The sequence below is a fragment of the Microcoleus sp. PH2017_28_MFU_U_A genome, from assembly GCF_020738035.1.
GTDB lineage: Bacteria > Cyanobacteriota > Cyanobacteriia > Cyanobacteriales > Microcoleaceae > Microcoleus.
This window is the reverse complement of sequence record NZ_JAEQCX010000031.1, coordinates 52,057-66,341: the sequence shown is the minus strand read 5'-3', so window position 1 is coordinate 66,341 and position 14,285 is coordinate 52,057. Positions and strand designations below refer to the sequence as shown.

Here is a 14,285-nt window from a genome sequence, read left to right as displayed (position 1 = left end):
TATTGCCGGTTTTTGCGAAGATTCGAGGTCAGGTTTGTGGTACGATCGAGATCGTCGCGAGCGATCCCAGTTGCATCATGTCCGAACAAGATATTTTTGCTACATCTTCAGAAACCGAACTTTTAGCTTTTTACGGTTCTTTATTTGCGATCGCAGCCGCCGACGGTTCTGTTGATATTGACGAACTAAATTTGTTGTTTAAAACCATAAATTTAGACAAGTTTTCGGATTCAGCCAAGGCTCAAATCCAATCCTACACTGCGACTCCACCATCTCTGGCCGACTGTTTGCAAACACTCAGTCAGTCAAAAGAACCGCTGCGCTTGGGAGTTATGTATTTTTTAATCAGCATTGCTTTGGCAAATAATACGCTGCATCCCACAGAAAGCGAGGCGATTCAATCCGCGAAAAAAATGCTCGCAGTTTCCGATTTGCAAATTCAAGCCATGCAAGAATTCATCGCAGACATGAAACAAATACAGGAGGCTGCACCCAAAAATAATCAAGCATCAGCATCATTTAATACTGCTGTTTCCCATCTCAAAAACAAGGGCATTCCTATCGATTTAATTGACCCCAAAAGAACCCCAATAAACCTCAGCAATCCGCAACCAGACTATTCCGATGAAAGTTTTTGGGCAAAACTTAAAAAATTTGCTTTAACCGCTGGCCGAGAAGTAGTTGAAAAAGCTTTGACGCTTTATTATACTGCTCAAAATCCCAACGTACCGGCTTGGGCTAAAACCGTTGTTGTGGGAGCTTTGACTTATTTTATATCTCCGGTTGATGCGATTCCAGATATATTAGTCGGTGTTGGATTTACAGACGATTTGGGGGTGTTGCTGGCGGCGATAGCGACTGTTTCAGTATACATTAATGCTGAAACTAAAGCACAAGCACAGCAGAAAATGAGTGATTGGTTTGGTAAATAATCTTATCAGGTTTGTAGTAAGGACTTTAGTCCTGCTAAACTTAAAAATTAAGAAGGACTGAAGTCCTCACTACGAACTTTTAAGAAGGACTGAAGTCCTCACTACGAACTTTTAAGAAGGACTGAAGTCCTGACTACGAACTTTTAAGAAGGACTGAAGTCCTCACTACGAACTTAGTGATTGTGGATTCTCAGTCTTTCAGCGGCTTACCTTCTCGATTGATAATACGGCTTTCACCATCTTTAGCCGTGACATTTTCATAAACCCCTTCATCTCGCTTCACATACTTGCTGAAGCCCTGATTTTTGTAATCAGTGTCGGATGTCGGCTTCATCAACCTCGGAGCGCTCAGCATTCGGCGTACCGGAGTATCTCCAGGAGTATCCCCAAGTTCGCACTTAGCCAACTCGCATAGTTGGGCCCAAGTCGAAACTTCCAGGTTCATGCTGTGCGAAACTTCTAACTGCTGGTTGTTTGTGGGACAAAAATAATCGTATACAGGCATACTAAGAATCTCGCTTGCAACTACTAAAATTACTAATTGCACGGTAACAGTGAGTATTATAACTCAAAATTACTAACAATTCAAGTCAAAAAAGCAAAGTTTACTATTTTTAATGGTTGTTGAAACAGCAAATCAGCTATATTATTAACCCTGTGCAGTTGCTCCCGAATGCGATCGAGACCAAGCCCAATACTACGCTACCCTGAAATCCTCTGACTCGATCGACGGCTAGCAAATGCCCCCAAGACTTCTCTGAATGCCGTCAAAGGATTTATCGTCATTTCAGACTGCGCCCAAACTACTGATTTTAAGTTTCAAGTGTATTCATCTATTCACCAGTGAGGATTTACCGATGAGCGATTTCAAAGTTACGCCAGAAGTGGAGCTGAATACAGCTCAAATGTTGGAGCGATACCAACTACAAGATGAGACTATTCTGCGGCGTTGGGCAAAACTGCACGGCATCAACAGCACTCGCGGTTTCTTCTATCCTAGTGAAGTAGATTTGATGGATCACGCTCACCATCACCTCTACAATTTGGGAATGAGTGTTGCTGAGTATCAAAGTCTTTTAGACCGGCGCCGCAGCCATTCTCAGACATCAGGGGATCAAAATAAAACAGTAGCAAGTCAAGTTGCTGATGAAGCATACGATGCCATAGAAATGCTGACAGATCAGTATTCAGAAGCTATTGATTTAATGGGAGAACGTATAGCAGATCATTTCATCGATGAACTCGATTTATCTGTGATGCGACACCTTTCTCAAAAAGTTAAAGATCGTCGCACACTCAACGGCCAAACTAAAAAACCCAACCGTTTTCTCCAAGTAATTAAAGCTGTGTTGCAACCGAGCAGTGAAAATACGCTTCTGGTTCCCAGAAAAGATGATGACTCTAGTTTAGAATTAGAACACCATCACCGGCTCGGCTAGCCGATTGATTTGCAAGGCTAAGCGCTACTTGTCGCGGTAAGGTGCGCGTCGCGCACCCTACATAATTAGGTTATGTTTCCGGGATTGTGAAGGCAATAAACTTGCTGTTTTTAACCAAGAAGAATGGGTTTAGAGCCTCCTCCTTCGAGGGAGAAATAAAACAAAATTATTCACTGTTTCATTCCTAGGACTTATAGGTAGAGGTCGCTCTCCAACTGTCAACTGTCAACTGTCAACTGTCAACTGTTGAACAGCCTAATTTACCTTGCAATTATCAATTTAAGACTGGAGAGAGATGTGCTTTGCCTCGGAATTACCTAAAATATAGGTTTAATTGAAACAGTTAATCTAGCTAAAGGTAGAGAAATGATTAAATCATGGATGGTAATTGGAGCAGTCGTCTTGATAGTAGCTTTGGCGATTAACAGAATCTCGACCAGTGACATCCAATGGTTCAACCGATTAGTGCGTCCGAGATGGCTAAAAATTGAAGCAGCAATTCCCATAATTTGGACAGTAATTTTTATTTGTGGAGCTTGGTCAGCAGTGATTGTTTGGGAGCAAGCACCGGGAACTCAGGAGACTTGGTTGAGAATGGGTTTGTACCTGCTTTTAGAAATAGTAACTATGTCTTACACGTCGGTTATGTGCAAAGTTAGGAGCCTCAAAGTCGGTACGATAATCGGCGGAACTGGCGCAATTTTAAGCGTGCTGCTAGCTTTGAGCGTGTTGCCAGTTTCTGAATCAGCGACCTTGTTATTGCTGCCTTACATACTCTGGAGTCCGATCGGCACTTACACGACTTGGGCGATGATGCACCTGAATCCGGCGGATGTTTAATTGATAGAAGGAAGAAGGAAGAAGGAAGAAGGAAGAAGGAAAGATGTGTAGGGTGTGTAGGGTGTGTAGGGTGTGTCACCATAAACAATTTCTCTACTCAATCGACAATCTCACGGTGACTGTTTGCAAATACTATTGCATCATTTTTATAGTATTCATAAAAAAGCTTGCTACAACAAAAATGTTGGGCGGAGTGAAACGAAGGGTTGTCTTCTCACCCTTGAAGCTCCCTGGTGCGTCGCTATTAGATTGTCGGTCTTTTTTGAAGATTGGCTATGGCGACACACCTTACGGAAAACTTAAAAATCCCAAATCCAAAATGGTATAGCCTAACGGCTCGGAGACCGGCTTGGTGGCTCGGTTTCCGGGGGTTCGGGAGCCACAGTCGGTGACTCAGCAGCCGGAGGATTCAGCGATTCCTCCCAAATTTTGATTTGCGATCGCGCTTGCTCAAAAGCCCGAGAACCGGAGGGAATTTTCTTTAAAGTCGCGATCGCCCCAGCCAGATCCGACGACGATTGTTCCACACCCATCGCCAAAATTCGCTGGCTCCACTCCTCAATCGCTTCGCTAGCCTGCCAGCGGAGCGAACTCGTATCGGGTACCTGAAGCGCCAGCGTAATTGCTGATTGCAAGGAGTCAGCAGTTCCCGCTTGGGCGGCCTGACGGGCGCTCTGCAAGCCTTGCTCGCCCTGCAATTGAGCTTCCCAAGTCCGAATGTTCGATCGAGCTTCTTCATATAGCACCCGTCCCGATCGAATCCGGCGGGCTATATCAATGGCCTCGGTCAAATTCCCCCTAGCCGCTAGTTGCTGAGCTCTCTCCAAAAACGGCTGGTCTTGAAGGCGCTGTCTTCTCTCGATCCAAGCTTGAATTTTGGTTTGAGCTTCCCCGTAAAGCGCTCTTCCTTGGCCGATCCGAGAAGCTTGAGCTACGGCTGCTTCCAGAGAATTTGGATCGCCCGTAGTCGCTAAATCGTTAGCTCTTTGCAGGTACGGACTGTCTTCTAGCAGTTCGATTTGACGGCTCAAGCGATCGATTTGAGTCCGAGCTTCCTTAGAGCGGGGATTTGATTCCGGGACTGTTTGCAATTGGCCGATCGCAGCCCTCAAGTCCTTGACCCCTCCCGGCGCTGCCAGCCTACTTGCCAAATCCAAAATTTTCACATCAGCCATTTCTTGCTGCCAGCGGCCGACTAAATCTTGAGCTTGTTTGTACAAAGGGCGGCCGTCTTTCAACTTTTGAGCCAGATCGATCGCCTTAGACAAACCATCAACAGAGCCGGTCAAAGCCTGAGCCGTAGCCTGAGCCAACTCGTTAAAATCCTGTACTTGTTCCTTTAAATTTGCAGCCTCTGGAATCTTGTTAGCGATCGAGATCGCCTGCTGCCAATCCCCTGCTTGCAAGCGTTTTTGGGCGATCGCCATCACTTTCTTGCTAAATTCCGCGATCAGCTTATTGGCAGCTTGATACAAATAACTCTTTTGATCGATGCCCTGAGCCAGCTTAATCCCTGTCACCAGATTGTCCAGCCCTCCCTCCGAGGCTGTATTCCTGGCTTTTACCAACTTATTGCCCTCAGCCTTTGTCGTCTGAATTACCTTAGTGAGTTCCTCATACTTCGTCGATTCCCAAAAAGTATTTCCCGTATCCAACAGCAGAGTAGCTTGGCGGAAAGCCAGCCCCCACTCTTCCTGACGCAAGTGGTCTTCTGCCGTGCGGTAAAGTTTCTCTGCATCGCTCCATGTTGACTGCCACTTTTCAATCTGCTGTCGCACCGTCGCGTAAGCGGGAACGTCTTGAGGAACCTTGCGGGCGATCGCGATCGCCTCATCCAGCTTTCCTTCTTGGAAACTAGAATTTCCCAACCTGAGAATATCCTGCGACCAGCGATCGATCTGACCGTTAATTCTCGATCGCAGCGGGTGGTCTTGTGGCAAAGCATTCACTAATTCGATCGCGCGCAGCAAATCATCCGCCGTCCGCTTGCTGGCTGCTTCTTGAGCGCAAAAAAAGCGATCGTTAGCAGAAGCCGTCGGCCAAAAAATCTTCGAGCAATTCGACTGCGAGGTTAGGTTTAGCAAAGACGAAATTGCCACAAACCCCATACCCACCGACATCAGCAAACTCACCGCCAGCCAAAACTGCCATTTTTTCGACCAGAAGCGCCACAGCCGATAGGGGTCACGTGGCGGTTGCGAGTTTTCTCCAGACTCTTTCGGCTGCTGTTCCAGATGCCCTCCCGGCAGTTTTCCTGAAGTAACCAAATCTCGGATTTCTTTAAGTCGCTCAGCGCGATTTTTCCTGGCTGGAATTGGCACTAGCGAGGAAGTATCCTTTTTTGACTCCAAGGATTCTGATGCAGACCAACGGCCTGGTGTTTTGCGATCTTGACTCATAAATCTCCGCTCACCACAAACAGCAACCAGCCAGTGTTAGTTATTTTAAAACTGCGATCGCTGATATCTACTGCTCTATAGAATGTATCCATCACTTTTACCAGAAAGAATTGGTTTCAAGCCTATCCCTTATGGGGATAATTTAAAAGAAGATTATTCATTACTCCAATCCACTTCCTTCTAGGTAGAGGTCAACTGTCAACTGTCAACTGTCAACTGTCAACTGAATGAAATACTCCTGCAGGCGGAACACTGCAAGAGCCGTAGCTTGCGGGGCCCGACGCCATCGCCCACAACGCCCCAAACAAAATTTCGTGATTAGTTGACATACTCACCGCCCTAAAAGTGCGGTGATTCTTGACGCTTCACAGGGGTCTGCTACCGAAGTAGTCTTACGTCCCCTCTGCGCCCGTTTAGAGTCGTGGCAATGCCCTATCCCGACTTTTTCTATATTTCTCGCAGCATTCAAATCCCTGTCTTGCTGAGTGCCACAATTAAGGCACAACAGCGAACGAATAGAGAGGTCTAATTTGCCCCACTTAAACCCGCAATCTGCACACACCTGACTGGTAGGTTCCCAGCGACTAATTACCCTAAATTCCCTGCCTAGCTGTTCAGATTTAGCCTCACACAGTACCCTAAACTCATACCATCCTTGCTGACTAATGCTAAGCGCAAGTTTGCGATTCTTGACCATGCCAGACACGTTCAAATCTTCTAAAACAATTACTTGGTTTTCGTTAACTATTTTGCTTGACAGTTTGTGCAGGAAGTCTTTGCGCGTGTCTGCAATTTGGTTATGCAGTTTGGCAATTTGAAGCCGGGTTTTATTTCGGCGTTTTGAGTCTTTGAGTTGCCTTGCTAGCTTGCGTTGAAGAGAGCGAATTCTTCGGTCTAGCTGCTTGTAGATTGGGCTTTGAGCTGATGTTCCATCACTCATTACTGCAAAGGTTTTAATGCCCAGATCGATGCCGATGCTGTGGTTTTTGGCTTCGACTAGATCGGGATTAATCTCTACAACAAAGCTTAAGAAATAGCGATTGGCACAGTCTTTGATAACGGTTACAGAACTAGGAACTGACGGCAATTTCCTAGACCAGACTGGATTAACAACTCCAATCTTGGCTAAATAAACCCCATCTCCCTTGATTGAAAACCCCCCGCGAGTTAATCTTGCAGACTGACTGTTTGCGCGCTTTTTGAAATTGGGATAGCCGCTTGAGCGCCCTTTTCTTTGTCCCTTGCAAGACTCAAAGAAGTTTTTAAACGCTGTCTCTAAGTCTGCTATTGACTGTTGTAAGGGGATTGCCGATACTTCACTCAGCCATGCCCTCTTTTCTGTTTGCTTACCCTGAGTGATTATTAGTTTCTGAAGTTCTGCTGATTTGGGTTTCTTTTCAGATTGCTTGCAAAGTGCAAGTGCATCATTCCAGACCACTCGAACACAACCAAATAATTGAGCCAAGCTCTGTTTTTGTTGGTCGGTTGGATAAAATCTGTATTGATACCTTGCTTTCATTTTTTTACTTTTGTTCTTGCTCTATTATACTAGGTTTTGCCAAAAAAGTCAGGAATAATTAAAGCCGTCCTATAAGGACGGGGCTTTAGACCCATTGTCCCGATAGCAATGCTTGAGGAACTTCAACATCACATTGCAAAGTGAGCATGGCATAGTAACCAGATGCTCGCTTCACAATACGAATTTGCTTAACTTCAAACCCCTCTAAAATCGGGCGCGATAGATGTATCTTGACGGGGCCAATCTTAGGCAAATTAACCCAGTCTGCACCCTCAAAACGTTGAACGGATTCTAGGTTTAATTGCGGAAACACAAATGAGCGCATCGGCTTTTTAAACCTAGGAAACCCGTGCCCCCGATCGCACATCGCCACAAACGCTGCCTCTAAGAAAGCGCAACACCTGTTGCAAGACATGGGTATGAGGTAGCTTCAGTTCAGGAATCAACTGCTTTGCCTGGGAAAGCGTTTTGCACGCTCCGCGCAAAGGTTGGACGGGGTGCATCAGCGGGGATAATGTATTCCTGCCGGATGCTGCATGAGTTGACATCACACTTACGGGAGTTCACCCAATCCTTCCGTTCTCGCAATGCAAAGTTGTAGACCTTGCGGCAGATAGTCAGCCACTGGTCGATAGTTTCGCGTTGTGCGTCGGTGGGAATGAGTTTGTATTCGTAGGTGAGATTCAACATTGCACCATTTTACAACCAGCCTGAATAAATAATATTCCGTTTATTCAAATTCCTCGACGTAGAGTTCTAGGCGACTGAAGTCGCCTCCGGCTTATCCCCAAGTCGGTCGCCAGGGGCTTGCTCCTGGTTTTTCGGTCATCCCCAACTCGCACTCAATAGAGCCAATTACACATTATGGTCTCAAGAACCGGAATTCGATCGCAAATCCCCGATCAGTTCGGCAAGTTCCTCGGTGTTAGCCTTGTAAACCTCATTGCAGAAATGGCAAGTAGCCTCAGCCCCGCCATCTTTTTCGATCATGTCTTGAAGTTCGGCTTCACCCAACATTTTCAGAGCTCCCAAAACTCGATCGAACGAACAGCCACAGTGAAAGCGCACCATCTGAGTTTCCGGGAAAATTTCCAGGCCCATATCACCCAGCAACTCTTCCAGAATCTGGTGCAGCGTTTTGCCCGATTGTAGCAACGGCGTAAAGCCCGACAGTGCAGTCACCCTAGATTCTAGAGTTTGCACAAGTTCTTCATCCGTCGCCGCCTTCGGCATAACCTGCAACAGCACGCCCCCAGAAGCTTGCACCCCCGCCGCCCCCACAAACACCCCCAAAACCAGAGCCGAAGGAGTCTGTTCCGAGGTTGCCAAATAGTGAGTCAGATCGTCCCCAATTTCGCCGGAAACCAATTCTACCGTACTTGAGTAAGGGAAGCCGTATCCAGCGTCGCGCACCACATACAAATAGCCGTCACCGATGGCGCCGCCGACATCAAGTTTGCCTTTAGCATTGGGCGGCAATTCCACTGAGGGATTGCTGACATAACCTCGAACCGTGCCATCAAGTCCCGCATCAACCAGAAGTCCGCCTAGGGGCCCATCTCCTTTGATGCGAATGTTGACTCTCGATTCGGGCCGCTTCATGCTGGAAGCGAGTAACAGCCCTGCTGACATTGTGCGTCCGAGGGCTGCTGTAGCGACGTAGGAGAGCTTGTGCCGCCCTCTTGCTTCTTCGGTGAGGCGGGTGGTAATGACGGCTACAGCGCGAATTCCACCATCTGCGGCTGTAGCGCGAATTAATTGATCGGCCATGAAAAACCTGACTTGTCTTTTGATACTGCTGGAACTATTTTAGAAGTTCTTGAAGGTTGTCGCAGCAAATGGTCAGTTCGGAAGGGCGATCGAGCTTCACGACTCCTCAGGGTGCGGGGGCTGCGACGCAATGCCGTTTTATTCTCATCATATAAAAATTGCGTTGCTTAATCAGGGTATGAAAAAAAATAAGTTGAAAATCCCCAAGCTTTGTCGATACTGGTTTCTATGACTGGCATATTTAGCCTTTCATACCGTAAATCAGCAACGCCTGGTTTTTGGCGAATATTCGATCGCGCGGGACATTCCTGCACGCTGTCACGCATTTACCGCTGTTGTTCGCTGGCTCAGATTTGAAGAAGCAGTCACCGAACTTGATGATGTGCAAGTAATTCCCGAAGTCGAAAGCAGATGGCTTTAGATTTTTAGACTGAATAAATTGCTCAATTAATCACCTTGAAAGTTTAAGAGTATGTGATATCAAATTCGCATTTAACTCAATACGCTTGGTTAGTATTTTTTGGTCGTTGCAAGGAACCATCTTATGAACGTGAGCCGTAGGAAAGCAATCGCAAAGTCTATTTTATACATCGTTATTTTATCTATATTGACAGTCTTAACTGAACCGTATTGGGATTCAAATAATGTTTAAAATTTAAGCTATTGAGCATTTAAATTACATATTCCGACGATACTCTGAGCAATGTCACACTCATAGCTTGAGTAATTGTTGATACAGAATTTGAATGTAGATAAAGCTTATACTCCCGCTAACCTAACGATCACCTAACCTTTACCTGGGTCGGTTAGAGTGAGATCGCTAGGTCTCACACTAATGTTTTTTAGCTGGAAATAACGGATATGCCACCAACATCGAAAGCACTTTTAGCGGAAGTCCAGCATAACACAGGAGCAACTCGAAACTTGCATTTTTATGCAAAGGGCGAAACCATTCCTTTAATGTCCCAAGGCCTTTGGCGCGTCTGTCAAGGTTTAGCACAACTGAGTACCCTTTATCCCACCGGAGAAGAAGGACTTTTGGGTTGGGTGGGGCCTTCGATGTGTTTCGGTTTGTGGTTGACTTCCTTGCAGACTTACCGAGCTACGGCAACATCAGACGTTTATTTGATGTGGTATTCTATGGTGGAAATTGAAGCTTCTCCTCAATTGGCTCACGAGTTGTTGCCTCAAATGGTGCGGCGGCTGCGACAAATGGAATCAATTTTGGCGATCGCCGGACAGCGCCGAGTAGAAGACCGTTTGTATCAACTTCTGCTATTATTGCAACAGGACTTCGGTCAGCCTGTGGTTGAGGGAACTCGTTTGAGCATCCGCTTGACACATCAAGATATTGCTAATACTATTTGCACGACTCGCGTAACGGTAACGCGAATGTTGGGAAAATTGCAGCAGCAAGGGTTAATCAGTCGAGATGGCGATCGGCATTTAATACTTAATAAAGGTGTTTTTGCGTCCACCTCCGATTTGTTTGGCTGCAACCCTCAAGCAGTCTAGAACCGACATCTATCTATTCGCATCTACACTCTACATAAAGTCTTCGAGTATTGGCTATCAAACCCCACTGCATGAGAATTGTTGGTCTCGATATTGCTCCCGCTATCTACAGCAATACCTTTGCAGTCAAAAAAGATATAATTAAACGGTGCATCTACTTAAACAATAAACCAATGGCTAACTCAACTCCAGAAACACCAAAACCAGACAAAAAAGAATTAACTGATATCACAGCTAAACCTCAAGAAAAACAAGAAGAACCGCCAAATAAGGGTGACGGGCGGCAATAGATACAACGGCGGTTGAAACCGCGTCTATACCGTCTTATTCATGGGCTTGTTTTAGCGGAAATAACTTGACAAATTACTCAGCTTGTGTATTGCCGTTGGTCGATCGCAACTTCGGCTTGGACGGCTGTCCCCGCCGTCCATCCAGAGAAACCACCTCAGCCTCAGAACTCTCCCTAGCCACCCGAATCAGCAACCCCGACAACAACAAACTCGCCACCATCGAAGAACCGCCATAACTAAAAAACGGCAGCGGCAAACCCGTAGTCGGCAAAACCCCCGTCGCCACCCCAATATTCAGCAGCGACTGTCCCACCATCACCACCATCACCCCAATCGCCACCAACTGAGACTCAGCATTCCGCGCCCGCATCGCCACCCTCAAAGCCACAGTAGCGTAAGCCGCCAACATCAGTAACAGCGAGAAACCTCCCACCAAACCAAACTCCTCAGCAAACACAGCAAAAATAAAATCGCTGTACTGAATCGGCAAATAAAATAACTTTTGCTGAGACATCCCCAAACCAACGCCCCAAATCCCGCCAGAACCCACAGCCAGCAGACTTTGAACCAACTGATAACCATCCTGCATCGCATCAGCCCAAGGATTGAGAAAAGACATAATCCGGCGGCGCTGATACTCCTTAAAACTAATACTTAAAACCGCCAACAGCATTCCCCCTATAGCCGTTCCACCCAACTGCAAGTAAGGTAAGCCCGCCGCCAAAGCCACCAACCACAAAGTCATCCCGCACAAAGCCGTGGTACTCAAATTCGGCTGCAACAAAATGCCCAACAGCATCGCCCCGAAAATTAACATCCAAGTAAACCGAACTTTGTTTGTCAATCGAGGCCAGTTGCCGAAAATGCGGGCGCTTTGCAGAACGAAAAACGGTTTAATCAACTCAGAAGGTTGAATAATCGGCACCGGGCCCAAAGATATCCAGCGAGTTGCGCCGTTGACTGTGGTTCCCACTCCCGGAATTAAGGTCAACCAGAGCACTCCCAGTAGCACCAGAATTCCCAACTGAGCTGTTTTCATCAGGTAACGCAGGGGGGAGTAAACCATTAAGTTAAAGCCCGCCAGCCCGATCGCCACTGCGATTAGTTGCCGCTTAAAATAGTAAAGGCCGTCTCCCAATTCGGAATTGGCAATGGGATAGGAAGCTGAAAACAATGCTGTCAGCCCTACAAACAGCCACAAAAAAGTCAGCCACCGCAGCCATCGGGCCTCCGCAGCCCATTGCGACGCGCTGGGGTCAAAAAATGGAATGAAGCGTCGAATATCATTAGTCATTAGTTATGAGTTATGAGTGCGAGCTTAAGAGCTCGCGAACTTTATCATTAGTTAAGCTGTTGTGCATTTGAATTTAATTTGGGGGCGGGCTAGAAGCCCACCCCACAAGAATTTCAAGAAACAAGATTGTAAACATCAGATGCACGCCAGCTTAATTCGCGGTGGTCAAAAACCGGGTTTTTTAGCCAAATATTTGCTTAAAACCCTCAATGTCGATTTAAAAACCCGGTTTATTTGTGGGCGAGTGCATAAGTCTTATCAGCTAATTAGCATTTAAATTGCACGTCAAGAAATAATCAACCTCTTGTGGGGTGGGCTTCTAGCCCGCCTCAAATATCCAATTTTAATGTGGAACAGCCTAGCTAAAATCATAACAAACAAAAAAAGAGGTCGATCGCGACCTCTTCCCCTCTATCAATCCATTCTCGGATTTTAAAGTAAGCCAGTATTAGCTCCGGGCTTACCGGTAGCCAGTTGCACTTTAATAATTCTGCCGCCCATTTTCATAATTCTTTGCTGTTCCCGGAACCAGTTGTCATAGGGAACGAGCTTAGTAAAATAGGTATTTTGCAATTCGCGCTGAGTGCGGATGCGAGTTTGGCTGGGGACGCAAGCAGTCACTTTAAACATTCTCATGGGAAACAAACTCCTGAGTAGGTTTACAGATTTTTAGATGGATTTTAAAAAGATTGAAGTCAGGGAGTTAGGAGTCAAAACTAGCTCGTTAAAACTCGTCGGGCGTTCTCGACTGGCCTTTGACGGTCTAGCAATCACTCTCAATTTCCCTGACTTCTTTCAAAGCTAAAGGTAATAAGTCCAAAGTTAAAAGTTAAAAGTTAAAAGTTAAAAGTTAAGAGTTAAAGGAGGTAAGAAATAAATCTTCTTCCTTCTTCCTTCTTCCTTCTTCCTTCTTCCTTCTTCCTTCTTCCTTCTTCCTTCTTCCTTCTTCCTTAGATTTAGCTCAAGCCAGAGCAGATGTAGTCGAAATAGACGCCCATTTCTTTACCAGCGTCAGAACCGACCAAACCGGCGGTGACTTCTTTCATTGCTTGGATTGCTTGTACGGTAGAACCGATGGGCACGCCCAAGGAGTTGTAGGTTTCTTTCAAACCGTTGAGCACGCGCTCGTCAAGGATGGAAGGGTCGCCAGCTAGCATGGCGTAGGTGGCGTAGCGGAGGTAGTAGTCCAAGTCGCGAATGCAAGCTGCATAACGACGAGTGGTGTACATATTGCCACCGGGACGAGTTACGTCAGAGTACAACAGAGACTTAGCAACTGCTTCTTTGACGATTGTGGCTGCATTGGCGCTGATGGCGGTAGCGGCGCGGACGCGCAGTTCACCAGAAGCGAAGTAGTTCTTGAGCTTGTCTAATGCGCTGCTGTCCAGGTACTTACCTTGAACGTCAGAGGTATTGATAACGGCGGTAATTGCGTCTTGCATGGTTGTCTTGTTTCCTAGAAAGTGGCTGAGTCAGTCCAATTTTGGAGCTAGAATTTTAGATTTGGGATTGGGGATTTGAGATTTACAAGTAGTTGATTATCTGCAAAAGCTTTTGGCTTGTTATCAGTAACCCTCGATTGTTCAATCAAAAATCTATAATCAAAAACCTAAATTCCTTACTGCATCGCACCGATAACGTAGTCGAAGTAAGAGGAAGCTTCGGAAGCATCTTCTCCAGAGAGCAGCGAAGAAGCTGCATTTTTCATAGCGCGGACGCCTTCGGCAACTGCTGCAATCGGGGTTCCGAGAGAGTTGTACATTTCGCGGACGCCGACAATACCGATTTCTTCGATCGGAGTAATGTCGCCAGCTACGATTCCGTAGGTGATCAAACGCAGGTAGTAATCCAAGTCGCGCAAGCAAGTTGCGGTCATTTCTTCGCCGTAAGCGTTGCCGCCGGGAGAAACAACATCAGGGCGCTTTTGGAAAAGTTGGTCGCCGGCTGTTTTGACGATACGTTCGCGGGATTCGCTCAAAATTTGGGCGATGCGGACGCGGCGTTCACCAGAGGTGACGAAGCTCTTGATGCGGTCTAATTCGCCTGGGCTCAGGTAACGAGCTTCAGCGTCTGCGTTGACGATTGATTTGGTGACGATACTCATCTTGTGTGTACCCGCTGGATATTTTGCAATTGCGAACTGCTCCGCGTTGAACTAGGACGTTCGGGCGCTTTCATCCCGTACCTTTCGCTTCGCTGGTGGCTGGAGCTTTGACGGGGAAGGGTGGACTTTCCACAGCCTGCAACTGCTGAAGTTGTTACCGGGTGTCTGCCTTCGCTGTTTGAC

Annotated in this window: 16 protein-coding genes; 5 read left to right on the top strand and 11 right to left on the bottom strand. The window is 46.6% G+C overall.

Annotated features, from left to right (window positions below; genetic code table 11):
• Nucleotides 1–77 precede the first annotated feature (77 nt).
• Nucleotides 78–932: a DUF1232 domain-containing protein gene (locus JGK14_RS05010; RefSeq protein WP_325314821.1), complete on the top strand. Its 855-nt coding sequence runs from the start codon at nt 78–80 to the stop codon at nt 930–932.
• A 190-nt stretch (nt 933–1,122) separates the two neighbouring features.
• On the opposite strand, the gene JGK14_RS05005 is transcribed toward JGK14_RS05010, so the two are convergent.
• Nucleotides 1,123–1,437 (bottom strand): zinc ribbon domain-containing protein, encoded by a 315-nt coding sequence (locus JGK14_RS05005; protein WP_293175685.1) that lies wholly within the window; start codon nt 1,435–1,437, stop codon nt 1,123–1,125.
• Nucleotides 1,438–1,789: 352 nt separating this feature from the next.
• Here JGK14_RS05005 and JGK14_RS05000 point away from each other — a divergent pair, with 352 nt between their 5' ends.
• Both JGK14_RS05000 and JGK14_RS04995 read left to right on the top strand, forming a co-directional pair.
• Complete coding sequence (locus JGK14_RS05000; protein WP_293175687.1) at nt 1,790–2,371, top strand: hypothetical protein; 582 nt, start codon at nt 1,790–1,792, stop codon at nt 2,369–2,371.
• A gap of 366 nt (nt 2,372–2,737) precedes the next feature.
• Nucleotides 2,738–3,211 carry a TspO/MBR family protein gene (locus JGK14_RS04995; RefSeq protein ID WP_293216935.1) on the top strand — a complete coding sequence of 158 codons (474 nt, stop codon included), beginning with the start codon at nt 2,738–2,740 and terminating at the stop codon, nt 3,209–3,211.
• Nucleotides 3,212–3,540: 329 nt separating this feature from the next.
• Here JGK14_RS04995 and JGK14_RS04990 read toward each other — a convergent pair whose 3' ends face one another.
• The 6 genes from JGK14_RS04990 to JGK14_RS04965 all read right to left on the bottom strand — a co-directional run bounded on the left by JGK14_RS04990 (nt 3,541) and on the right by JGK14_RS04965 (nt 9,225).
• Entirely contained in the window at nt 3,541–5,610 is a 2,070-nt protein-coding gene (locus tag JGK14_RS04990) for a hypothetical protein (RefSeq protein WP_325314820.1), read from the bottom strand.
• Nucleotides 5,611–5,941: 331 nt separating this feature from the next.
• Nucleotides 5,942–7,129 carry an RNA-guided endonuclease InsQ/TnpB family protein gene (locus tag JGK14_RS04985; RefSeq protein WP_293175695.1) on the bottom strand — a complete coding sequence of 396 codons (1,188 nt, stop codon included), beginning with the start codon at nt 7,127–7,129 and terminating at the stop codon, nt 5,942–5,944.
• A gap of 85 nt (nt 7,130–7,214) precedes the next feature.
• The gene (locus JGK14_RS04980) at nt 7,215–7,544 is read right to left on the bottom strand and encodes a hypothetical protein (RefSeq protein WP_325314819.1); all 330 of its coding nucleotides are present in this window, start codon (nt 7,542–7,544) and stop codon (nt 7,215–7,217) included.
• Between the two features lie 20 nt (nt 7,545–7,564).
• A complete protein-coding gene (locus JGK14_RS04975) occupies nt 7,565–7,819 on the bottom strand; it encodes a helix-turn-helix domain-containing protein (protein WP_293175697.1) in 255 nt (84 codons plus the stop codon).
• A gap of 180 nt (nt 7,820–7,999) precedes the next feature.
• Entirely contained in the window at nt 8,000–8,899 is a 900-nt protein-coding gene (gene hslO, locus JGK14_RS04970) for an Hsp33 family molecular chaperone HslO (protein ID WP_293189771.1), read from the bottom strand.
• Between the two features lie 167 nt (nt 8,900–9,066).
• Complete coding sequence (locus JGK14_RS04965; RefSeq protein WP_293175701.1) at nt 9,067–9,225, bottom strand: hypothetical protein; 159 nt, start codon at nt 9,223–9,225, stop codon at nt 9,067–9,069.
• 535 nt (nt 9,226–9,760) lie between these two features.
• Here JGK14_RS04965 and JGK14_RS04960 point away from each other — a divergent pair.
• Both JGK14_RS04960 and JGK14_RS04955 read left to right on the top strand, forming a co-directional pair.
• Nucleotides 9,761–10,414, top strand: a complete 654-nt coding sequence (locus JGK14_RS04960; RefSeq protein WP_293175703.1) for a Crp/Fnr family transcriptional regulator — start codon at nt 9,761–9,763, stop codon at nt 10,412–10,414.
• Nucleotides 10,415–10,464: 50 nt separating this feature from the next.
• Entirely contained in the window at nt 10,465–10,704 is a 240-nt protein-coding gene (locus tag JGK14_RS04955) for a hypothetical protein (RefSeq protein WP_293202833.1), read from the top strand.
• A gap of 73 nt (nt 10,705–10,777) precedes the next feature.
• On the opposite strand, the gene JGK14_RS04950 is transcribed toward JGK14_RS04955, so the two are convergent.
• The 4 genes from JGK14_RS04950 to apcA all read right to left on the bottom strand — a co-directional run bounded on the left by JGK14_RS04950 (nt 10,778) and on the right by apcA (nt 14,102).
• On the bottom strand, nt 10,778–11,998 hold the full coding sequence (locus JGK14_RS04950) for an FtsW/RodA/SpoVE family cell cycle protein (RefSeq protein ID WP_293204525.1): 1,221 nt from the start codon (nt 11,996–11,998) through the stop codon (nt 10,778–10,780).
• A gap of 432 nt (nt 11,999–12,430) precedes the next feature.
• Entirely contained in the window at nt 12,431–12,634 is a 204-nt protein-coding gene (locus JGK14_RS04945; RefSeq protein WP_006634929.1) for a phycobilisome linker polypeptide, read from the bottom strand.
• A 320-nt stretch (nt 12,635–12,954) separates the two neighbouring features.
• Nucleotides 12,955–13,440 (bottom strand): allophycocyanin subunit beta, encoded by a 486-nt coding sequence (apcB, locus tag JGK14_RS04940; RefSeq protein WP_293144548.1) that lies wholly within the window; start codon nt 13,438–13,440, stop codon nt 12,955–12,957.
• 176 nt (nt 13,441–13,616) lie between these two features.
• Nucleotides 13,617–14,102: an allophycocyanin subunit alpha gene (apcA, locus tag JGK14_RS04935; RefSeq protein ID WP_265234273.1), complete on the bottom strand. Its 486-nt coding sequence runs from the start codon at nt 14,100–14,102 to the stop codon at nt 13,617–13,619.
• Nucleotides 14,103–14,285 lie beyond the last annotated feature (183 nt).